This is a genomic window from Pseudonocardia oceani (genome assembly GCF_019263585.2).
GTDB classification, from domain to species: Bacteria; Actinomycetota; Actinomycetes; order Mycobacteriales; family Pseudonocardiaceae; genus Pseudonocardia; species Pseudonocardia oceani.
In genome coordinates this window covers 1,952,152-1,971,583 of record NZ_JADQDF010000001.1, presented here as the reverse complement: position 1 = coordinate 1,971,583, position 19,432 = coordinate 1,952,152, and the positions used below count along the sequence as shown (strand labels likewise).

Sequence of the window (19,432 nt, the reverse complement as noted above, 5' to 3'; positions counted from 1 at the left end):
GTCCGGGGGCCACGCCGCCCCCACCGGTGATGCGATGATGCCGGGGTGACTACGACGGGGACGGCCCGGGTCGAGGCGGTGATCGACCTCGACGCCGTGCGCCACAACGTCGGGGTCCTCGGGGCCGCGGCCCCCGGGGCCCAGGTCATGGCCGTGGTCAAGGCCGACGGGTACGGGCACGGCGCCGTACCGGTCGCGCGCGCCGCCCTGGGGGCCGGCGCGACCTGGCTGGGGGTCTGCACGATCGAGGAGGCCCTGGAGCTGCGCGCGGCCGGGATCACCGCCCCGCTGCTGTCGTGGCTGCACCTGCCCGACGACGACTTCGCCTCCGCCGTGGCCGCCGACGTCGACCTGTCGGTGTCCTCGCGCGAGCACCTCGCCGCCGTCCTCGCCGGGGCGCGTGCGGCCGGGCGCCCGGCCCGGCTGCACCTCAAGATCGACACCGGGCTGTCCCGCAACGGTGCGCCCGCCGCCGAGTGGGCCGACCTGGTCGATGACGCCGCGAAGGCCGTCGCCGACGGGGGCTGCGAGGTCGTGGCCGTCTGGTCGCACCTCGCGCACGCCGACGCCCCGCACCACCCCACGCTCGACCGGCAGGCCGTCCGCCTCACCGCGGCGTGGCAGGCCGCGCGCGACCGGGGCCTGTCGCCGCTGCGCCACCTCGCCAACTCCGCGGCCACCCTCACCCGGCCCGACCTGCACTTCGACATCGTCCGGCCGGGCATCGCGGTGTACGGGCTCGACCCGCTCGACCGCCCCGTCGGCGAGAGCCCGCTGCGCCCGGTGATGACGCTGCGCGCCCGCGTGGCGCTGGTGAAGCAGGTGCCGGCGGGCGAGGGCGTGTCCTACGGCCACGAGTTCACGACCCCGGAGGAGACGACGCTGGCGCTGCTGCCCGCCGGGTACGCCGACGGCGTGCCGCGCCGGCTCAACCGCAACGGCCGCATGCAGGTGCTGCTCGGCGGCCGGTCGCTGCCGGTGGTCGGGCGGGTCTGCATGGACCAGGTGGTGGTCGACTGCGGCCCCGGCTCCGACGTCCGCACCGGCGACACCGCCGTGCTGTTCGGCCCCGGCGACGGCGGCGGGCCCACCGCGCAGGACTGGGCCGACGAGCTCGACACGATCCACTACGAGATCGCCACGGGCGTGCACGGCAGCCGGGTGACCCGCACCGTGGTGGGCCGCTCGTGAAGAAGCCCGGCATCTGGCAGACCGTCGGCGTCGCGGGCGGGGTGGTCGGCGCGGCCGCCACCGGCGTCGCCGTGGGCGCGGCGGCCCGCAAGCGCAAGCAGATCGCCACCGCGCGGCGGCGCCTGGCCACGCAGATGTCGGAGGGGTCGTCCGAGCCCGGCGTGCTGCCGCCCGGCGAGCCCTCCTCGGTCACCGCCGACGACGGCGTGCGCCTGTCGTGCGAGGAGATCGACCTCACCGGCGACCCGGCCGATCCCGACGACGCCGCCGTCCTGACCGTCGTGCTGGTGCACGGATTCGCCCTCGACCGCCGCACCTGGCACTTCGAGCGCCGCAGCCTCGCCGAGCTGGTGGACCCGCCCGTGCGCCTGGTGCTCTACGACCAGCGCAGCCACGGCCGCTCCGAGCGGGCCTCGCGGGAGAGCTGCACGATCGAGCAGCTCGGGCGCGACCTCGACGCCGTGATCCGCGCGCTCGCCCCGGAGGGCCCGCTCGTGCTCGTCGGGCACTCCATGGGCGGCATGACGATCATGGCGCTGGCCGAGGAGCACCCGGAGCTGTTCGCCGAGCGGGTGCTCGGGGTGGCGCTGGTGTCGACCTCGGCGGGCGAGGTCGGCAGCGCCGGGCTCCCGGGCGCGCTGCTCTCGCGGCGCAACCCGCTCATCCGCGGTGTCGGCCTGCTCGCGCGGCTGCAGCCCACGCTGGTCGACGTCGTGCGCGGCGTGGCGGGCGACCTGATCTGGGCGATCACGCGCAGCTTCGCCTACGGCGACCGCAGCGTGGCCCCCTGGCTGGTCGACCTCGTCGACACCATGATCAGCTCGAACGCCGTGGACGCGCTCACCGACTTCGTCGACACCGTGGGCAGCCACGACCGCGTGGCCGCACTGCCCGCGCTGGCCGGGTGCGAGGTGCTGGTGGCGGCGGGCGAGGCCGACCGCGTGATCCCGTACTCGCACTCCGAGCGGATCGCCGCCGAGCTCCCGGACGCCACGTTCGTGCGCTTCCCCGGGGTCGGCCACCTCCCGATGCTCGAGCAGCACGCGACGATGGACGAGGCCCTGGTCGCGTTCCTGCGGCGCAGCGCGGCCCGCATCGACACCGTCGCCGGGGAGACCCGCACGCGGCCCAAGCGGTCCCGGCGGCGCGCATGAGCGCACCCGAGGTGCCGCTGGACACCGATCTGGAACTGCCCGACGTCGCCGACACCGAGGCGCTGGGCGAGCGCCTCGCGGCCGGTCTCGCGGCGGGCGACCTGGTGGTGCTGTCGGGCCCGCTGGGGGCGGGCAAGACGGCGTTCGTGCGGGGGCTGGCCCGCGGCCTCGGGGTGTCCGGACCGGTGACGTCGCCGACGTTCGTGATCGCCCGCGAGCACCGGGCCGGAGCCCGGGGGGTGCCGCTGGTGCACGTGGACGCCTACCGGCTCGGCCTGGCGGCCGACGTGGCCGCGGAACTGGACGACCTCGACCTCGACACCGACCTGGCCGACGCCGTGGTGGCCGTGGAGTGGGGCGAGGGCGTGGCCGAGCGGCTCTCGGCCCGGCACCTGCTCGTGCGCCTGCGCCGCCGGCCCGACGACGTGCGCGTGGCCACCGTGCGGCGCGTCGACGCCTGACGGCGCTCACGGGCCCGACACCGTCCACGGCGGGAGCTCCGGGGAGTCGTCCCCGACGAGCCGCCGCAGCGGACCGAGCGGGTCGCCGCCGTAGTGTTCGGCGAGCCGCACGAGCGCGCCGAGGAGTGCGGCGGTCTCCCGGTAGGGCAGGAGGCACTCGCACTCCACCTGCCGCGGCGCGCCCGCGGACAGCGGACGGCCGTCCTGGTCGAGCCCGCCCGCGCAGCACAGCGGCTTGCGGAGCTCGGCGAGCGGGTCGGACGTCGGGTCGAGCCGGCCGGTGGCGTGCAGGGCGTCGAACCAGCTCCACATGGCCTCCGGCACGCCGTCGGGGACGAGGCAGCGCCGCCGGGAGCACCATGTCGACAGGTCGGCGCGCAGGGCCCCGGTGACGTCCGTGCGCGACCAGCGGGTCGGGCTGCCCTGCCGGTGGTCGGCGACTGCGCAGACCAGGGCGAGCAGGTCGGGCTCGGCCTCGCGGTCGTGCGCGGCCAGCCAGTCGAGCGCCGCGTCGATGAGGTCGCGGTGCCGCTCGCGGTCGGGGGCGACGGCGTCGGCGAGGGGGACGGGCGGAGGAACGGTCCGGCGGGTGGGTCGTGTCATGGCGGCGACGATCCGGCGGCCCCCCGACAGGACCGTTCCGGCGTCGCGCAGTTGTCCACATCGCCGGAAGTCGTCCACAGGTCGACGGCCGCCCGACGCGGTCCGGGTCGACGCTCGTAGCCTGGGCGGGTGCTCGTGCTGGCCCTGGACACCGCGACGCCCGCCGTGACGGCGGGCGTCGTCGACCTGACTGCGGACGCGGTCGTGCCGCGCTCGGCCCACGTCGTGCACGACGCCCGCAAGCACGCGGAGCTGCTGATGCCCGCCGTGCTCACCGCCTGCGCCGACGCGGGGATCGCGCTGCGCGAGGTGGCCGCGGTCGTCGTCGGCACCGGCCCGGGGCCGTTCACCGGCCTGCGGGTCGGCATGGTCACCGCCGCCGCGCTGGGCGACGCGCTCGGTGTGCCGGTGCACGGCGTGTGCTCCCTCGACGCCATCGCGGCCGACGTCACGGCCCAGGGGGAGACGGGACGGCTGCTCGTCGCCACCGACGCCCGCCGCCGCGAGGTCTACTGGGCCGCCTACGACGCCACCGGCACGCGCACCGACGGCCCGCACGTCGAGGCCCCGGCACTGCTCGCCGAGCGCGGGCTCGCGGTCGCGGCGGCCGCGGGCGGCTCGGCCGAGGGGCTCGGCTTCCCGGTCCGCGGCCCGGCGTCCCCGTCGCCGGCCGGACTGGTGGCCGTGGCCGCGCCCGCCCTGCGCGCCGGCGTCGAGCCCGGGCCGCTCGAACCCCTCTACCTGCGCCGGCCCGACGCCGCCCCGCCCGGTGCGCGCAAGAAGGTGAGCACCGGATGACCGCGCCCACCGTGCGCATCGACGACCTCCGCGAGTCCGACGCGCCGCGCTGCGCCGTGCTGGAGGCGCTGCTGTTCCCCGGCGACGACCCGTGGAGCGAGAACGCGTTCCGCGAGGAGGTCCGGATGGGCCACCTCTACCGCGCGGCCCGCGAGGGCGACCTGCTCGTCGGGTACGCCGGGCTCGCGTTCGTCGCGGGGCCGCCGCAGGCCGAGGCCGAGGTGCACACGATCGGGGTCGACCCGGCGCACCAGGGCCGGGGCATCGGTCGCGTGCTGCTGCGCGAGCTGCTGGCCGTGGCCGACGCCGAGCGGGCCACGGTGTTCCTGGAGGTACGCACCGACAACGACGCGGCGCGCGGGCTCTACGAGTCGGAGGGGTTCGTCGTGGTCGGTGTCCGCAAGAACTACTACCGGCCCAGCGGGGCCGACGCGCACACGATGCGGAGGGACCCGCGGTGATCGTGCTGGGCATCGAGACCTCGTGCGACGAGACCGGCGTCGGCATCGTCCGCCACGACGGCGCGGCGCCGGTGCTGCTCGCCAACGAGGTGGCGTCCTCGGTCGACGAGCACGCGCGCTTCGGCGGGGTGGTGCCCGAGGTCGCCTCGCGCGCGCACCTGCAGGCGATGGTGCCCGCGGTGCGCCGCGCGCTCGCGACGGCGGGCGTCACCGCCCGCGACGTGGACGCCGTGGCCGTCACCGCCGGGCCCGGGCTGACCGGCGCGCTGCTCGTCGGTGTGGCCGCGGCCAAGGCCTACGCGACGGCGTGGGGCGTGCCGCTCTACGGCGTCAACCACCTGGCCGCTCACGTCGCCGTCGACACGCTCCAGCACGGCCCGCTGCCTCCGTGCCTGGCCCTGCTCGTCTCCGGCGGGCACTCCAGCCTGCTCGACGTGCCCGACGTCGCCGGGCCGGTCACCCCGATCGGCGCCACCATCGACGACGCCGCGGGCGAGGCCTTCGACAAGATCGCCCGGCTGCTCGGGCTGCCCTTCCCCGGCGGGCCGCACGTCGACCGGGTGGCCGCCGACGGCGATGCGCGGGCCATCGCATTCCCGCGCGGGCTCACCGGCCCGCGCGACGCCCCGTTCGACTTCTCCTTCTCCGGCCTCAAGACCGCCGTCGCCCGGCACGTCGAGGCGCTGGAGCGGGCCGGTGCGCCGGTGCCCGTGGCCGACGTGGCGGCGAGCTTCCAGGAGGCCGTCGTCGACGTGCTGACGGCCAAGGCCGTGCGCGCGGCCCGTGAGCGCGGGGCCGAGACGCTGCTGCTCGGCGGCGGCGTCGCGGCCAACTCGCGGCTGCGCGCGCTGGCCCAGGAGCGCTGCGACGCCGCCGGGATCGTGCTGCGCGTGCCGCGCCCGGGCCTGTGCACCGACAACGGGGCGATGGTGGCCGCACTGGGCGCGCACCTGGCCGTGGCGGGCGCCCCGGCCAGCCCGCTGGACCTGCCCGCCGACTCGGCGATGCCGGTGACCGAGGTGCTGGTCGGGGCCGTCCCGGACTAGAGCCCGGCTACTCGCTCGCCGCCGTCAGCCGCCCCAGCTCGTCGTCGGAGAGTTCGAGGGTGAGCGCGGGCAGCAGGTCCGTGAGCTGCTCGGGGGTGCGGGCGCTGGCGATCGGCGCGGCCACCGTCGGCTGCGCCGCGAGCCAGGCCAGCGCCACGGCCGCCACCGGTACGTCGTGCGCGGCGCCCACCTCGTCCAGCGCGGCCAGCACGGCGGTGCCCCGCTCGTCGAGGTAGGCGCGGGCGCCCTCGGCCCGGACGCTCTCGACGGCGGCGCCGCCCTCCCGGTACTTGCCGGTGAGGAAGCCCTTGGCGAGCGCGTAGTACGGCAGGCAGGCGACGCCCCGCTCGGCGAGCAGCGGCGCGAGCCCGGCCTCGAACTCCGTGCGCTCGACGAGGTTGTAGTGCGGCTGCGCCGCGACGTAGGCGGCGGTGCCCGCGGAGGCGGAGACGTCGAGCGCGCTGCGCAGGCGGTCGGCGGAGAAGTTGGAGGCGCCGATCTCGCGCACCGAGCCCGCGCGCACGAGTGCGTCGAACGCCTCCAGCGTCTCCTCCTGCGGGGTCTCCGGGTCGTCCTTGTGGGCCCAGTAGAGGTCGATCCGGTCGGTGCGGAGGCGACGCAGCGAGTCCTCGCACGCGGCGCGGACGTTCGCGGCGGACAGCCCGGGGCGGGTGGGCAGCGAGCCGACCTTGGTGGCGATCACGACGTCGTCGCGGTTGCCGCGCGCGGCCATCCACTCGCCGATGATCGTCTCGGACTCGCCGCCGGAGTTGCCGGGCGCGCGCCACATGTAGGAGTCGGCCGTGTCGATCACGGTGCCGCCCGCGGCCACGAAGCCGTCGAGGACCGCGAAGGACGCGTCGCGGTCGGCGGTCCAGCCGAACACGTTGGCGCCGAGGCACAGCCGGGAGACGTCGAGGGAACCGATCTTCGCCATGCTCCGACGCTACGCCCGGCTCAGGGCAGCAGCAGGTTGACGATCGCGACGAGCCCCACCACGACGATGACGGCGCGCAGCACGGGCTGGGGGAGCCGGCGCCCCACGCGGGACCCGACCAGCCCGCCCACCGACGACCCGACGGCGATCAGCCCGACGACCCGCCAGTCGACCTGCTCGGGCGCCACGACCAGGAACGTCACGGCCGCCACCGCGTTGACGCAGGTGACGAGCCCGTTCTTCAGGGCGTTGAGGCGCTGCAGCGTCTCGGTGATCATCGTGCCCAGCACGCCGACGAGCAGGATCCCCTGCGCGCCGCCGAAGTAGCCGCCGTAGACCCCGACGACCGCGGTGGCCAGCAGGGACCCCGGCCCCACGTCGGCCCGCGCCGCCCGGCCCTCGCGCCGCCGGGCCAGCGCGCGCTGGATCCACGGCTGCGCCGCGACCAGCGCGACCGCCACCCCGATGAGCACCGGTACCACCGCCCGGAACGCCGAGGCGGGCAGCACGAGCAGCAGCACCGCCCCCGCCGTGCCGCCGAGCACCGACATCGAGCCGAGCACCAGCAGTCTGCGCCGCTGGTCGGCCAGTTCGCGCCGGTAGCCCCAGACGCTCGCCGCGCCACCGGGCACGAGGCCGATGTTGTTGGAGACGTTGGCGAGCACCGGCGGGAAGCCGAGCGCCAGCAGCGTCGGGAAGGTGATCAGCGAACCGGACCCGACGGCGGCGTTGATCGCCCCCGCCGCCGTGCCCGCGAGCAGGATCAGGACCGCGTCCACCGTGGTCATCGCGCCACCCCCGCACCGCCGGCACCGTCGCCGCCCCGCACCCTGCCCGCCGCCGGACGTGGGTGGATAGGGCGCTGATCACATCGAGGGGTGGGGCACCGTTGAGGGATTGGCACTCTCGTGGGTAGAGTGCCAATCGCACGTGGTGCCCGACCCCGGCACCCCGGCACCCGCGGCGGCGGGGAGCCCGGCCGGTCCCACGTCATCCGACAGCCGATACACGCACACCCTGAAGGTGAGGTCATCGTCGTGGCGAACATCAAGCCGCTCGAGGACAAGATCGTCGTCCAGGCCAGCGAGGCGGAGACCACGACCGCGTCCGGCATCGTCATCCCGGACACCGCCAAGGAGAAGCCCCAGGAGGGCAAGGTCCTCGCGGTCGGCCCCGGTCGCATCGACGACAACGGCAACCGCGTCCCGCTGGACGTGGCCGTGGGCGACGTCGTCATCTACTCCAAGTACGGCGGCACCGAGGTCAAGTACAACGGCGAGGAGTACCTCATCCTCTCCGCGCGCGACGTGCTCGCGGTCGTCAACTGACGCACCCGGCAGTTCTGTAGTGCCGCCGCCCCGGTGGTCCCTCGACCGAGCGGGCCCCGGGGCGGTCGCAGTTCGCACGAAGTAACCCAGAGAGGCAGGACATGCCGAAGCAGATCAGCTTCGACGAGCAGACCCGCCGCGCACTCGAGCGCGGGGTGAACCAGCTCGCCGACGCGGTCAAGGTCACCCTCGGCCCGCGCGGCCGTCACGTCGTGATCGACAAGAAGTTCGGTGGGCCGACCGTCACCAACGACGGCGTCACCATCGCCCGCGAGATCGACCTCGAGGACCCCTTCGAGAACCTCGGGGCCCAGCTCGCCAAGACCGTCGCCACCAAGACGAACGACGTCGCGGGCGACGGCACCACCACCGCCACCGTGCTCGCCCAGGCCATGGTGGCCGCGGGCCTGCGCAACGTCGCCGCGGGTGCCAACCCGATGGCGCTGGGCAAGGGCATCTCCGCCGCCGCCGACGCGGTCGCCGACTTCCTCAAGGAGAAGGCGATCCCGGTCGACGACAAGGAGCACATCGCCCAGGTCGGCACGATCGCCTCCCGCGAGGCCGAGATCGGCAACCTGATCAGCGAGGCGCTCAAGGCCGTCGGCAAGGACGGCGTGATCACCATCGAGGAGGGCTCCACGCTCGCCACCGAGCTGGAGATCACCGAGGGCCTGCAGTTCGACAAGGGCTACCTGTCGCCGTACTTCGTGACGGACGCCGAGTCGATGGAGGCGGTGCTGGAGAACGCCTACGTCCTGCTGCACCGCGACAAGATCAGCGCCATCGCCGACCTGCTGCCGCTGCTGGAGAAGGTGCTCGCCGACGGCAAGCCCCTCCTCATCATCGCCGAGGACCTGGAGGGCGAGGCCCTCTCGACCCTCGTGGTCAACTCCATCCGCAAGACCGTCAAGGTCGCCGCGGTCAAGTCGCCGTTCTTCGGCGACCGCCGCAAGTGGTTCATGGAGGACCTCGCCATCGCCACCGGCGGCACGGTCATCAACGCCGAGGTCGGCCTCAAGCTGTCCGAGGCGGGTCTGGACCTGCTGGGCACGGTCCGCCGTGTCGTCGTCACCAAGGACGCGACGACCCTCGTCGAGGGTGGCGGCCCCAAGAGCGCCGTCGACGACCGCGTCGCGCAGATCAAGCGCGAGATCGAGGACGCCACGTCCGACTGGGACCGCGAGAAGCTGCAGGAGCGGCTGGCCAAGCTGGCCGGCGGCGTCGCGGTGATCAAGGTCGGAGCGGCCACCGAGACCGCGCTCAAGGAGCGAAAGCACCGCATCGAGGACGCGGTGTCGGCCACCCGGGCCGCGGTCGAGGAGGGCATCGTGCCCGGCGGCGGTTCCGCCCTGGTGCAGGCGGCCAAGACGCTGGACTCGGGCCTCGGCCTGACCGGCGACGAGGCCACCGGTGTCTCGATCGTCCGCAAGGCGCTCTCGGCGCCGCTCTACTGGATCGCCGCCAACGGCGGCTTCGAGGGCTCGGTCGTCGTCAACAAGGTCGCCGAGCAGGAGTGGGGCCACGGCTTCAACGCCGCCACGCTCACCTTCGGCGACCTGCTTGCCGACGGTGTCATCGACCCGGTGAAGGTCACGCGCTCCGCCGTGGTCAACGCCGCGTCGATCGCCCGCATGGTCCTCTCCACGGAGAGCGCCGTCGTCGACAAGCCCGTCGACGCCCCGCCGGCCCCCGCCGGTGGCGGCCACGGCCACGGGCACGGCCACTAGTCCGACCCGCGCACACCGACGGGCCACCTCCTCCGGGAGGTGGCCCGTTCTGCGTGCTCCGGACGGGTCCGGAGGTTCAGCGAGCCTCGTGCACGACCGGTGCGGTGCCGGCCATCTTCAGCGTGCGCCCGCGTCCGCGGATGATCTCGTCGCGCTCGGACTCCGACAGCCCGCCCCACACGCCGTAGGGCTCCTGCACCGTCAGCGCGTGCCTGCGGCACTGCTCGAGCACCGGGCACGCCTCGCACACCTGCTTGGCGCGGGCCTCGCGGTTGGCGCGGGCCGGGCCCCGCTCGCCCTCCGGGTGGAAGAAGAAGCCGCTGTCCATGCCGCGGCACGATCCGTGCATCTGCCAGTCCCAGATGTCGGTGACCGGGACCGGGAGCCTTCTGATGTCCGCCACGACGACCTCTCCTCTGCTACGACCTTTTCTCGAGGTCGGAGTCCCCAGCGTAGAACCGCGCCAAACCTTGTTCAAGCAGTTCGCGCCGAGTGGTGAGGTTGCTCTTCCCACACCGGCCCCGCACCATGAGCGGATGCAGTCCGAGCCGCCGGCGGCCGCCGCCGCAGCGGCCGGTCCGCGCCCCGTCGATCCGTCCACCGAGTCTTCGTCCGCCGGGGCCCCGTCGGATGGGTCGACGTCCGACGAGCCCGCGCCGGACTCGGTCCCCGGGCTCACCGTGGCCGCCGTCGCCCGGCGGCTGGGGATCGCCCCGGCCACCCTGCGCACGTGGGACCGCCGCTACGGCATCGGCCCGGGCCACCACGAGCCCGGTCGGCACCGCCGCTACACCGTCGACGACGTCGCCCGCCTCGAGCTCATGCAGCACGCGCTGCTGCGCGGAGCCGCCCCCGCGGACGCCGCCGCCTACGCCCGCGGGGCCCGGCTGCCCCGGCCCGACGCCGACGGGCCGCGCCGGCTGCTGCCGCCCGCGCACCCGGCGCCGGACGCGGCCGGGGACGGCTACCCGGCCCGGGACGAGGTCAGGGCGGGGGACGATGGCGCGACCGGCGGCCCGCTCCTGCTCACCGACGACGCGGGCGACGGCCGCGCCGCCACCCGCGTCCGCGTCGGCGGCCGCGCGCTGCGGCTGCCCGGGGCGGGGCGCGAGGCCCGCGGGCTGGGCCGCGCCGCACTGGCGCTGGACGCCGGCGCGATCCGCAGGCTGCTGGAGGAGTCGACGCGGGCGCACGGCGTCGACCACACCTGGGACGCCGTCGCCCGACCCGTGCTGGCCGCGGTGGGGCAGCGATGGGCCGACACGGGCGCCGGCGTGGAGATCGAGCACCTGGTGAGCGAGTGCGTGACATCGGTCTTCGCGGGGTGCGTCGCTCAGGCCCCGGCCCCGCGGAACCCGCGCCCGGTGCTGCTCGCGGGGATGCCGGGGGAGCAGCACACGCTGCCCCTGGCGGCGCTCGCCGCGTCGCTGGCCGACCGGCTCGTCGAGTGCCGGTCGCTGGGCTCCAACCTCCCGGCCGACGCGCTCGTCGCCGCGATCCGCCGGACCGCGCCCGCCGCGGTCGTCCTGTGGTCGCAGATCCCGGCGACCGCCGACCCCGCGCTGCTGCGGGCGCTGCCCCGCACCCGTCCGCGGTTCCGGACCTACGCCGCCGGCCCCGGCTGGGCGGGCGTGGAGCTGCCACCCCGCGTCGGCTCGTTCGACTCGCTGGCCGACGCGGCCGCGGGCCTCGCCGCGGCGGTGCTGGTCTGACGCGCCCGGCCGCAGCCGGCCATCCCGTCGTGCGCGGCCCGCTCGACGCCGCCGCCTTCGGCCCGGACCCCTGTGCCGTCGTACGGCTCGCTCCCGGCGCACCGCCCGGGGAGCGCTGGCGGGCGGCCGTCGTCCTCGGCGGGCAGGGCCGCTTCGCCGCCGCGGTGACGCTGCTGCGGGACCTGCTGGCCGATCCGCGCACCCCGCCGGCGGTGGCGGCGCATGCCGCGGTGACCCTCGCCGCGCACCGCCGCCAGCAGGGCGGGCACGCGCTCGCCCGCCCCCTCGACGCCCGCGGGCTGCGGCTGGCGGCCGCCGCCCCGTCCGGACCGCCGTGCCCGGACGGAACCGACGCCGGCGCGGCCGCCGTCGACGCGCTCGTCGGCCTGGCCGCCGACGCGCTCGGTCTCGGTGACCGGGCGGCCGGGCGGCTGCTCGACGCGGCGCAGGAGCGGGGCCACCCCTCCTGGCGGACGGCGGTGCGGATCGGCTGGGTGCAGGCGGAGGCGGCGCTGTTCGCGGGCGAGGCGGCCCGGGGCCTCGAGCCCGCGGAACGCGCGTTGGAGCGGGCCCGGGCCGGGGGCGGGCTGCGGCACGTCGTGAAGTCCCGGCTCGTGCTGGCCGTCGTCCGCGCCGTCGCTCACCCGGACGGAGCAGTGCTGGCTGAGCTGGACGCCGTGGCCGATGCGGCGTCCGGGGCCGGGCTGCTCCCACTCGTGGGCCCCGCACGGCTGGCCGCGGCCGACCTCGCCCATCACATCGAGTCGCCGAGCGTCACAGGGTCGTCACTGAACGCAAACGATGGGGCGGACGACCGGTCCGACGAAGCGGTGAACGGCCGGATGAGCGGTCCGGCGCGCCGACGACACGCCGCAGCACTCTCGGCGAACGCCCTCTACCAGTTCAGTGATCCCGTGGGGAGGGGCCTGATGGGGGAGTCGGTGCAGCGTGTGCCCTAGGTCCCAGTAATGTAATTACTCCATTCGGAACTTCGTCACCCACATGACGAGTGCCACTCGGCGCAACCCTCCCGAATGGAGGGCACAAATGGGCCCTGATCGTGTCAAGGTGGAGCGGTCACCCGCCGATGCGTGGGGTGACACATCACCCGGCTGCAGGAAGCTGCAGGAAGGAATCGTCGTGACGACGGTACTCATCTGCGACGATCGTCGCAGCGTCCGCGAAGGCCTGACCCGCGTGATGTCCGCGGTGCCGGGAGTGCATCGGATCGATTGCGTTGCGCACGGGGACGAGTTGCTGGCCCGGTTCTCCCGGCAGCCGGTCGACGTTGTCCTGGTAGGCACCCAGCGTGCGGTGCCCACCGGGGTGGAGGCGACCCGACGACTGGTCGCCGCTCACCCCCAGGCCAACGTGATCGTGTTCGGAGCCCCCGACGACGCGGGCAGCATCGCCGCGGCCATCGCGGGCGGGGCCAGGGGCTACCTGCGCTGGGACGCCTCGCGTCCCGAGTTGGTGGCCGCACTCGCGCACACGCTCGCGAGCACGGCCGTGCCCACGCCCCGGGCGCCCACGGACTCGGGCGTCCAGCTCACCGAGCGCGAGCTGCAGGTGCTCCGCGGGATGAGCCAGGGCAAGAGCAACGGCCAGATCGGACGGGAGCTCTACCTGTCCGAGGACACGGTCAAGACCCACGCCCGCCGGCTGTTCCGCAAGCTGGGCGTGCGTGACCGCGCCCAGGCGGTCGCCCACGGCTTCCGTCGCGGCCTGGTCTCCTAGGAGCCCGCCCGCCGGCCCCCGAAGCCGGCGCGCGGTGCCCCGCACCGCTCCACCGCTCTCCCACGGGTGCGTGTCCGCCGATCCGGCGCCACGCACCCGTCGGCGTGTCCGGCCCCGTGTCCGCACCGGGCAACCCGGCCCCGCCCTGGCGCGTCCTCCTGACGAGGTACCCGGTCCGGTGACTCCCGGCGCTTCGCTACGGTGAACCGCACTGAGGACACGGTCGAACACTCTCCGTGGTCGCCGTCACGAACGGATGAGATCGAACATGCTGCGTAACACCCGGACGACTCTGTGCGATGAGTGAGACGACAGACGTTCCCGATGAACTGGTCACCCGCGCCATGGCGGGGGATCGCGTCGCCGTCGGGCACGTGCTCGCCATCATCCGGCCCCTGGTCGTGCGGTACTGCCGCGCTCGCCTGGGGCGGGAGCGTTCGTTCGCCTCGGCGGACGACGTCGCACAGGAGGTGTGTTTGGCCGTGCTGACGGCCTTACCGGGATACCGGGTCCAGGGGCGCCCCTTCTTGGCGTTCGTCTACGGCATCGCGTCACACAAGGTGATCGATGCCCATCGAGCGTCCACCCGCAACAAGTCCGAACCCGTTGCGGAGCTCCCCGACTCGGTCGAGACCTCCGACGGTCCCGAGCAGCGCGCGCTCCGCGTCGAGCTGTCCGGGGAGATGTCCCGTCTGCTCGAGCAGCTCCCGGAGAAGCAGCGCGAGATCCTGGTGCTGCGGGTCGTGGTGGGCCTGTCGGCGGAGGAGACGGCGGAAGCCGTCGGCTCCACCCCCGGAGCGGTCCGGGTCGCTCAACACCGGGCCCTGGCCCGGCTCCGCAAGTCGATGCCCGAGGAGGTGGTCTAGATGCAGGACGAACGCGGTTCCGGTGGGCGCGGTCCGCGCCGGCCGCACACCAACGGCAGCAACGGCTCCCATCCCGACGGGATGCGCACGCAACCGATCCCCTTCACCCAGGTCTCCGACGAGCCGATCGACCTCGTCGCGGTCCAGGCCGACGACGAGCTGATCAGCGCGCTCGCCGCCGGGATGTCCGTCTCGTCCCCCGGTGTCGGCGGCTACGACGCCGACGACCAGGTCGCCGCGCTGCTCGCCACCTGGCGCGCCGAGGTCGACCGCGAGCCCCTCCCCGAGCTCGTCGACCTCGACACGGCGATGGCCGCGGTCCGGTCGTCGTCCCGCCCGCCGAGCCGCCGCGCCCGTCACCTGTTCCCGCTGGCCGCGGCCGCCGCGATGATCGTCTTCACCGTCGGCGGCGTGTCCGTCGGCGCCGCCGAGGCCAAGCCGGGCGACACCCTCTGGGGCGTCTCCCGCGTGCTCTACGCCGAGCGCGCGGAGTCCGTCGAGGCCGCCGAGCGCGTCGAGGTCCGCATCGACGAGGCCAAGCAGGCCCTGTCGCGCGGCGAGCCCGCCGTGGCGGCGCAGGCACTGGCCGCGGCCGAGGAGGACCTCGTCGCCGTCCGCGCCGAGGAGGGCCTCGCCGAGCTGGCCGAGGCGCAGAGCTTCCTCGAGGCGAAGGCGGCCGAGACGCCGCCCGGCCAGCCGGTCGAGCCGGGCAGCCCGCTGGAGAGCGACCCCCGTCGCCCGGTGCCGCCCCGCGCGGCCACCGAGACGCCGTCGCCCGCCCTGGCTCCGGCTCCGGCCACCACCACCACCAGCGACGTGCCCGCCCCCGCGGCGAGCCCCGTGGCGCCGACCAGCACCGCGGTCCCTCCGACGTCCGGCCCGAGCACGGGCGGCGGCACGACCCCGGGTGGCGGCAACGGCGAGGGCACGCAGGACCCGCCGTCCTCGCCCACGGCGGAGGGCAGCGCCGACCCCACCACCACGACCTCCGGCCAGGGGCTCAGCACCTCGGCCACAGAGGAGGGCACGCCCACCGCGTCGGGCTCGGAGACGAGCGAGTCGAGCACGACCAGCTGAGGCGTTCCCGCACGTCGAAACGGCCCCGGCCCCCGCGAGGGGGACCGGGGCCGTCGGCGTCGGTGCGGCGGAGCCCGTCAGGAGTCGGACAGCACCGCGTCGGCGTAGCCGCGGCAGTACTCCCACGTGACGTAGCTGCTGGGGTCGGGATCGAAGGCCGGCTCGTGCGGGCGCATCTGGCCCTCGTCGAGCAGCTGCTGCAGGCTGGCGCGGAGCAGGCTCCACTCGTGGAAGTGCTGCTCGCCGCAGTCGGCGCAGTCGACGACGATGCCGCGCACCCCGCGGCCCTCCAGCAGGGCCTGGTACACGGCGAGGTCGGCGAGGTCGGCGACGATCTCGTCGCGCTCCACGTCGCTCAGCTCCTCCGCCTCCTCGGGCTCGGGGCCGTCGAGCGACAGCGCGGGGTCGTGCGGATCCCCGGCGAACGGGTCCGGCGGCAGCGCGTCAGGTGGCACGGTCCCGATGGTACCCGGGACGGGCGACAGGGATCTGTGGGCAGGCACTCCCCGGACCCGCGCGCCACGCACCGTGCGCGTGGATACGATGGCGGTCAGCGATGACGAGCCCGGAGGATCCGATGACGAGCGAGGCCACCGGTCTGCCACCGAAGTTCGCGATGCTGGGCCTGACCTTCGACGACGTGCTGCTGCTCCCCGCCGAGTCCGACGTGGTGCCCAGCAGCGTCGACACGGGCACCCAGGTGACGCGGCGGGTGCGCCTGAAGGTGCCGCTGGTGTCGTCGCCGATGGACACCGTCACCGAGTCGCGCATGGCGATCGCCATGGCGCGCGCGGGCGGGCTGGGCACGCTGCACCGCAACCTCTCGCCCGAGCAGCAGGCCGCGCAGGTCGAGGTCGTGAAGCGGTCCGAGGCCGGGATGGTCACCGACCCGGTCACCTGCACGCCCGAGGCCACGCTGGCCGACGTCGACGCGCTGTGCGCCAAGTTCCGGATCTCCGGCGTCCCGGTCACCGACGCGGGCGGCAGGCTCGTCGGCATCATCACCAACCGCGACATGCGGTTCGAGATGGACCACAGCCGCCCCGTCCGCGAGGTCATGACGCACGCCCCGCTGATCACGGCCCGGGTCGGGGTGTCGGCGGAGGCCGCGCTGGGCCTGCTGCGCCGGCACAAGCTGGAGAAGCTCCCGATCCTCGACGGCGACGGGATCCTGCGCGGGCTCATCACCATCAAGGACTTCAACAAGACCGAGAAGTACCCGCTGGCCACGAAGGACCCCGACGGCCGGCTGGTCGTCGCGGCCGCGGTGGGCGTCGGCGAGGAGTCCTACGCCCGCGCGATGGGGCTGGTCGAGGCGGGCGTCGACGTCCTCATGGTCGACACCGCCCACGGGCACTCCAGGCGCGTGCTGGAGATGGTGGCGAAGCTGCGGGCCGAGGTCGGTGACGTCGACGTCGTCGGCGGCAACGTCGCCACCCGTGCGGGCGCCGCGGCGCTCGTCGAGGCCGGCGCCGACGCGGTCAAGGTCGGGGTGGGGCCGGGCTCCATCTGCACCACGCGCGTCGTCGCCGGGGTGGGGGCGCCGCAGATCACCGCGATCTACGAAGCCTCGCTGGCCTGCTCGGCCGCGGGTGTCCCGGTGATCGGCGACGGCGGCATCCAGTACTCGGGCGACATCTCGAAGGCCATCGCGGCCGGTGCGTCCACCGTCATGCTGGGCAGCCTGCTCGCGGGCACCGCGGAGTCGCCCGGCGACCTGATCCTCGTCGGTGGCAAGCAGTACAAGACCTACCGCGGCATGGGCTCGCTCGGCGCGATGAGCGCGCGCGAGGGCAGCAAGTCCTACTCCAAGGACCGCTACGCTCAGGACGACGTGCTCAGCGAGGACAAGCTGGTGCCGGAGGGCATCGAGGGGCGCATCCCGTTCCGCGGGCCGCTGTCGCAGGTCGTCCACCAGCTCACCGGCGGCCTCCGCTCGGGCATGGGCTACGCGGGCGCCGAGACCATCCCGCAGCTGCAGCAGGCCCAGCTCGTTCGCATCACCGCGGCCGGGCTCAAGGAGAGCCACCCGCACGACATCACCATGACGGTCGAGGCGCCCAACTACGCCGCGCGCTAGGGGGACGGAGGGCCGGGGCGGGAATGGGGCAGGGCCCGCTCTACCCTGCTCCACGTGCGTGACCTCGTGGAGATCGGGATGGGCCGGGAGGCCCGTCGGAGCTACGACCTGGGCCAGGTCGAGATCGTGCCCTCGCGGCGCACGCGGAGCTCCCAGGAGGTGTCCACCGCCTGGCAGCTCGACGCGTACCGCTTCGAGATCCCGCTGATCACCCACCCGACCGACGCCGTGGTGTCGCCGGCCAGCGCTGTCACCATCGGCAAGCTGGGCGGGCTCGCGGTGCTCAACGCCGAGGGGCTGTGGGCCCGGCACGCCGACGCCGACGGCGCGCTCGCGCGGGTGCTCGAGGCCGCGGAGGGCGACGACCCGGCCGGCGCGGTCCGGATGCTGCAGGAGCTGCACGCCGCCCCGATCCGGCCCGCGCTGCTGGCCGAGGCGCTGCGCGCCGTCCGCGAGGCCGGGGTGACGGTCGCCGCGCGCGTCAGCCCGCAGCGCGCCCGCGAGCTCACCCCCGCGCTGCTCGCGGCCGGCGTCGAGATCCTCGTCGTGCAGGGCACGATCGTCTCCGCCGAGCACGTGTCGGGCGGCGAGCCGCTCAACCTCAAGGAGTTCATCGCCTCGCTCGACGTTCCTGTCGTCGCGGGCGGGGTGGGCGACTACCGCACTGCGATGCACCTCATGCGCACCGGCGCGGCGGGCGTCATCGTCGGGTACGGGGAGTCGAGCGCGACCACCACCGACGAGGTGCTGGGCATCGGGGTGCCGATGGCGACGGCCATCGTCGACGCCGCCGCGGCCCGCCGCGACTACCTCGACGAGACCGGCGGCCGCTACGTCCACGTCATCGCCGACGGCGGCATGACCGGCTCGGGCGACGTGGCGAAGGCGATCGCCTGCGGCGCCGACGCCGTCATGCTGGGGGAGCAGCTGGCCGAGGCCAGCGACTCGCCCGGCCGCGGCCTCTACTGGACCTCCTCGGTGGCGCACCCCTCGCTGCCCCGCTCCGAGGTCACCGGCTTCGGCACCGGCGAGCGCGACCTGGAGCAGGTGCTGTTCGGCCCGTCCTCGTCGCCCTATGGCACGGTCAACCTGTTCGGCGCCCTGCGCCGGGCGATGGCGAAGACGGGCTACAGCGACCTCAAGGAGTTCCAGCGGGTGGGGCTGACGGTCCGGGGCTGAGCCTCCGAGTCCGTCAGAGGCCCACGGAGTCGGCCCCGTGGCGGGCCTGCTCCGCGGTGAAGCCCTCGAACTCGAGCTGGTCGATGAGGCCCGAGCGCGAGAAGCCCGTGTAGTCCATGTAGCTCTGCGCCTTCTTCGCGGCCTGCTCCATCCAGTCGACGGTCACGGTGTCGACGGCGAACGTGGCGTCGGCGGTGGAGAAGCCCTCGAACTCGAGCTGGTCGACGAGGCCCGAGCGCGAGAAGCCCATGTAGCTCAGGTAGTCCTCCGCCTTCCGCACGGCGTTCGACTGGCTCACCGTCATGCTCGGCTCCGGTGCGGGCGCCTCCACCACGGCGGCCGGGGCCTCCTGCGCCGCGACCGTCGGAGCGGGCGCCGCCTCGGGGGTGCGGGCCGACAGGCCGGCGATGGCGACCAGCGCGACCACCGCGCCCGCCGACCACGCGAGGACCGTGCGGCCGGTCCGCTTCGGCTTCACGGCCGGGGGCTGCGGCGGGGGCGCGTAGGCGCGCTGCTGCGGCGGGGCCCAGCCGGGCGGCGGCTGGTCGTAGCGCGGCTGGTCGTAGCGCGGCGCCGCGTGGACGGCGGTGGCGTTGATGCGCGGGAACCGCTCCGTGACCGGGTCGATCTCTGGGCGCCGCTGCTCCGGGTGCATGCTTCCGCTTTCGTCCGCTCGAGCCGGTCTGTTACCGGTGCTCACCCCGCCGGGTGACGCGCAGACCGTGCCCGTGTGGATCGGACTCGCTCTCGGACCCGGTCCCGGGCACCCTGTGCGGGTGACCACTCCGGCCGCGGCTCTGCAGCGCTGGCGGGACGCCGCGGTGAGCTCACCGCGGCGCAGGTCGCGGCGATCGTCGAGCGTGTGGAGACGGACCCCATGAGGCGCCTGGACCTGGAGTTGTCGGCCGGATGACGCAGAGACAGCTCGACTGGCGCTCGGTCCGGGCGATCGACCACCGGAAGATGGAGATCGCCCTGGGTCACGCCTCCGAGCTGTACGGCACCTACGTGGAGCAGGTCGCCCGCTGGATCCGGCAGCGGGCGGAGGAGGAACGAGACGGTCGTTAGGCTGGAC

At 74.9% G+C, this 19,432-nt stretch carries 22 protein-coding genes; 16 read left to right on the top strand and 6 right to left on the bottom strand.

Going from position 1 to position 19,432, the window contains the following annotated elements; translation table 11 throughout:
* The first annotated feature begins 45 nt into the window (after positions 1 to 45).
* The 3 genes from alr to tsaE are packed head-to-tail and all read left to right on the top strand — an operon-like array spanning position 46 to position 2,806.
* Positions 46 to 1,191, top strand: a complete 1,146-nt coding sequence (gene alr, locus I4I82_RS09705) for an alanine racemase (protein WP_218590295.1) — start codon at positions 46 to 48, stop codon at positions 1,189 to 1,191.
* The gene (locus tag I4I82_RS09700; RefSeq protein ID WP_218590296.1) at positions 1,188 to 2,345 is read left to right on the top strand and encodes an alpha/beta fold hydrolase; all 1,158 of its coding nucleotides are present in this window, start codon (positions 1,188 to 1,190) and stop codon (positions 2,343 to 2,345) included. Before alr ends, I4I82_RS09700 begins: the two co-directional genes overlap by 4 nt.
* A complete protein-coding gene (gene tsaE / locus I4I82_RS09695) occupies positions 2,342 to 2,806 on the top strand; it encodes a tRNA (adenosine(37)-N6)-threonylcarbamoyltransferase complex ATPase subunit type 1 TsaE (protein ID WP_218590297.1) in 465 nt (154 codons plus the stop codon). Before I4I82_RS09700 ends, tsaE begins: the two co-directional genes overlap by 4 nt.
* A gap of 6 nt (positions 2,807 to 2,812) precedes the next feature.
* On the opposite strand, the gene I4I82_RS09690 is transcribed toward tsaE, so the two are convergent.
* Positions 2,813 to 3,409 carry a hypothetical protein gene (locus I4I82_RS09690; RefSeq protein ID WP_218590298.1) on the bottom strand — a complete coding sequence of 199 codons (597 nt, stop codon included), beginning with the start codon at positions 3,407 to 3,409 and terminating at the stop codon, positions 2,813 to 2,815.
* Between the two features lie 129 nt (positions 3,410 to 3,538).
* Here I4I82_RS09690 and tsaB point away from each other — a divergent pair, with 129 nt between their 5' ends.
* Genes tsaB through tsaD form a run of 3 tightly spaced genes read left to right on the top strand, consistent with a single transcriptional unit; the run spans position 3,539 to position 5,714 of the window.
* Entirely contained in the window at positions 3,539 to 4,207 is a 669-nt protein-coding gene (gene tsaB, locus I4I82_RS09685) for a tRNA (adenosine(37)-N6)-threonylcarbamoyltransferase complex dimerization subunit type 1 TsaB (RefSeq protein ID WP_218590299.1), read from the top strand.
* Entirely contained in the window at positions 4,204 to 4,668 is a 465-nt protein-coding gene (rimI, locus tag I4I82_RS09680) for a ribosomal protein S18-alanine N-acetyltransferase (RefSeq protein ID WP_218590300.1), read from the top strand. Before tsaB ends, rimI begins: the two co-directional genes overlap by 4 nt.
* Positions 4,665 to 5,714: a tRNA (adenosine(37)-N6)-threonylcarbamoyltransferase complex transferase subunit TsaD gene (gene tsaD, locus I4I82_RS09675; RefSeq protein WP_218590301.1), complete on the top strand. Its 1,050-nt coding sequence runs from the start codon at positions 4,665 to 4,667 to the stop codon at positions 5,712 to 5,714. Before rimI ends, tsaD begins: the two co-directional genes overlap by 4 nt.
* A 7-nt stretch (positions 5,715 to 5,721) precedes the next feature.
* Here tsaD and I4I82_RS09670 read toward each other — a convergent pair whose 3' ends face one another.
* Both I4I82_RS09670 and I4I82_RS09665 read right to left on the bottom strand, forming a co-directional pair.
* On the bottom strand, positions 5,722 to 6,651 hold the full coding sequence (locus I4I82_RS09670) for an aldo/keto reductase (RefSeq protein ID WP_218590302.1): 930 nt from the start codon (positions 6,649 to 6,651) through the stop codon (positions 5,722 to 5,724).
* A 20-nt stretch (positions 6,652 to 6,671) separates the two neighbouring features.
* Positions 6,672 to 7,439, bottom strand: a complete 768-nt coding sequence (locus tag I4I82_RS09665; protein ID WP_218590303.1) for a sulfite exporter TauE/SafE family protein — start codon at positions 7,437 to 7,439, stop codon at positions 6,672 to 6,674.
* A 249-nt stretch (positions 7,440 to 7,688) separates the two neighbouring features.
* Here I4I82_RS09665 and groES point away from each other — a divergent pair, with 249 nt between their 5' ends.
* The gene (groES, locus tag I4I82_RS09660; RefSeq protein WP_013677399.1) at positions 7,689 to 7,979 is read left to right on the top strand and encodes a co-chaperone GroES; all 291 of its coding nucleotides are present in this window, start codon (positions 7,689 to 7,691) and stop codon (positions 7,977 to 7,979) included.
* 101 nt (positions 7,980 to 8,080) lie between these two features.
* The gene (gene groL / locus I4I82_RS09655; RefSeq protein WP_218590304.1) at positions 8,081 to 9,706 is read left to right on the top strand and encodes a chaperonin GroEL; all 1,626 of its coding nucleotides are present in this window, start codon (positions 8,081 to 8,083) and stop codon (positions 9,704 to 9,706) included.
* A gap of 76 nt (positions 9,707 to 9,782) precedes the next feature.
* Here the strand turns inward: groL and I4I82_RS09650 are convergent, their stop codons facing one another.
* On the bottom strand, positions 9,783 to 10,109 hold the full coding sequence (locus tag I4I82_RS09650; RefSeq protein ID WP_275948771.1) for a WhiB family transcriptional regulator: 327 nt from the start codon (positions 10,107 to 10,109) through the stop codon (positions 9,783 to 9,785).
* 133 nt (positions 10,110 to 10,242) lie between these two features.
* Between I4I82_RS09650 and I4I82_RS09645 the strand changes: the two genes are divergently transcribed.
* The 5 genes from I4I82_RS09645 (at position 10,243) to I4I82_RS09625 (ending at position 15,098) form a co-directional block, all read left to right on the top strand.
* Positions 10,243 to 11,418 carry a MerR family transcriptional regulator gene (locus I4I82_RS09645; protein ID WP_218590305.1) on the top strand — a complete coding sequence of 392 codons (1,176 nt, stop codon included), beginning with the start codon at positions 10,243 to 10,245 and terminating at the stop codon, positions 11,416 to 11,418.
* Positions 11,419 to 11,447: 29 nt separating this feature from the next.
* Positions 11,448 to 12,377 (top strand): hypothetical protein, encoded by a 930-nt coding sequence (locus I4I82_RS09640; protein ID WP_218590306.1) that lies wholly within the window; start codon positions 11,448 to 11,450, stop codon positions 12,375 to 12,377.
* A 181-nt stretch (positions 12,378 to 12,558) separates the two neighbouring features.
* Positions 12,559 to 13,155 (top strand): response regulator transcription factor, encoded by a 597-nt coding sequence (locus tag I4I82_RS09635; RefSeq protein WP_218590314.1) that lies wholly within the window; start codon positions 12,559 to 12,561, stop codon positions 13,153 to 13,155.
* Positions 13,156 to 13,454: 299 nt separating this feature from the next.
* Positions 13,455 to 14,021, top strand: a complete 567-nt coding sequence (locus I4I82_RS09630) for a sigma-70 family RNA polymerase sigma factor (RefSeq protein ID WP_218590307.1) — start codon at positions 13,455 to 13,457, stop codon at positions 14,019 to 14,021.
* On the top strand, positions 14,022 to 15,098 hold the full coding sequence (locus I4I82_RS09625) for an anti-sigma-D factor RsdA (protein WP_218590308.1): 1,077 nt from the start codon (positions 14,022 to 14,024) through the stop codon (positions 15,096 to 15,098). It abuts the gene before it with no gap.
* Between the two features lie 77 nt (positions 15,099 to 15,175).
* Here the strand turns inward: I4I82_RS09625 and I4I82_RS09620 are convergent, their stop codons facing one another.
* Entirely contained in the window at positions 15,176 to 15,553 is a 378-nt protein-coding gene (locus I4I82_RS09620) for a DUF5319 domain-containing protein (protein WP_218590309.1), read from the bottom strand.
* Positions 15,554 to 15,675: 122 nt separating this feature from the next.
* Between I4I82_RS09620 and guaB the strand changes: the two genes are divergently transcribed.
* Both guaB and I4I82_RS09610 read left to right on the top strand, forming a co-directional pair.
* The gene (gene guaB / locus I4I82_RS09615) at positions 15,676 to 17,178 is read left to right on the top strand and encodes an IMP dehydrogenase (RefSeq protein WP_218595643.1); all 1,503 of its coding nucleotides are present in this window, start codon (positions 15,676 to 15,678) and stop codon (positions 17,176 to 17,178) included.
* Between the two features lie 54 nt (positions 17,179 to 17,232).
* Positions 17,233 to 18,357 (top strand): GuaB3 family IMP dehydrogenase-related protein, encoded by a 1,125-nt coding sequence (locus tag I4I82_RS09610; RefSeq protein WP_218595642.1) that lies wholly within the window; start codon positions 17,233 to 17,235, stop codon positions 18,355 to 18,357.
* 13 nt (positions 18,358 to 18,370) lie between these two features.
* On the opposite strand, the gene I4I82_RS09605 is transcribed toward I4I82_RS09610, so the two are convergent.
* Positions 18,371 to 19,012, bottom strand: coding sequence for an Ltp family lipoprotein (locus I4I82_RS09605; protein ID WP_218594467.1), 642 nt, complete (start codon positions 19,010 to 19,012; stop codon positions 18,371 to 18,373).
* 254 nt (positions 19,013 to 19,266) lie between these two features.
* Between I4I82_RS09605 and I4I82_RS09600 the strand changes: the two genes are divergently transcribed.
* Complete coding sequence (locus I4I82_RS09600; protein WP_218594466.1) at positions 19,267 to 19,425, top strand: hypothetical protein; 159 nt, start codon at positions 19,267 to 19,269, stop codon at positions 19,423 to 19,425.
* Positions 19,426 to 19,432 lie beyond the last annotated feature (7 nt).

What these genes read in the sequence shown, in the direction of transcription:
- I4I82_RS09600 (WP_218594466.1), top strand. Translation starts at nt 19,267, where the DNA reads ATGACGCAGAGACAGCTCGACTGGCGCTCGGTCCGGGCGATCGACCAC.
- I4I82_RS09690 (WP_218590298.1), bottom strand. Translation starts at nt 3,409, where the DNA reads ATGACACGACCCACCCGCCGGACCGTTCCTCCGCCCGTCCCCCTCGCC.
- I4I82_RS09645 (WP_218590305.1), top strand. Translation starts at nt 10,243, where the DNA reads ATGCAGTCCGAGCCGCCGGCGGCCGCCGCCGCAGCGGCCGGTCCGCGC.
- tsaE (WP_218590297.1), top strand. Translation starts at nt 2,342, where the DNA reads ATGAGCGCACCCGAGGTGCCGCTGGACACCGATCTGGAACTGCCCGAC.
- I4I82_RS09605 (WP_218594467.1), bottom strand. Translation starts at nt 19,012, where the DNA reads ATGCACCCGGAGCAGCGGCGCCCAGAGATCGACCCGGTCACGGAGCGG.
- groL (WP_218590304.1), top strand. Translation starts at nt 8,081, where the DNA reads ATGCCGAAGCAGATCAGCTTCGACGAGCAGACCCGCCGCGCACTCGAG.
- I4I82_RS09625 (WP_218590308.1), top strand. Translation starts at nt 14,022, where the DNA reads ATGCAGGACGAACGCGGTTCCGGTGGGCGCGGTCCGCGCCGGCCGCAC.
- guaB (WP_218595643.1), top strand. Translation starts at nt 15,676, where the DNA reads ATGACGAGCGAGGCCACCGGTCTGCCACCGAAGTTCGCGATGCTGGGC.
- I4I82_RS09670 (WP_218590302.1), bottom strand. Translation starts at nt 6,651, where the DNA reads ATGGCGAAGATCGGTTCCCTCGACGTCTCCCGGCTGTGCCTCGGCGCC.
- I4I82_RS09630 (WP_218590307.1), top strand. Translation starts at nt 13,455, where the DNA reads ATGAGTGAGACGACAGACGTTCCCGATGAACTGGTCACCCGCGCCATG.
- rimI (WP_218590300.1), top strand. Translation starts at nt 4,204, where the DNA reads ATGACCGCGCCCACCGTGCGCATCGACGACCTCCGCGAGTCCGACGCG.
- I4I82_RS09665 (WP_218590303.1), bottom strand. Translation starts at nt 7,439, where the DNA reads ATGACCACGGTGGACGCGGTCCTGATCCTGCTCGCGGGCACGGCGGCG.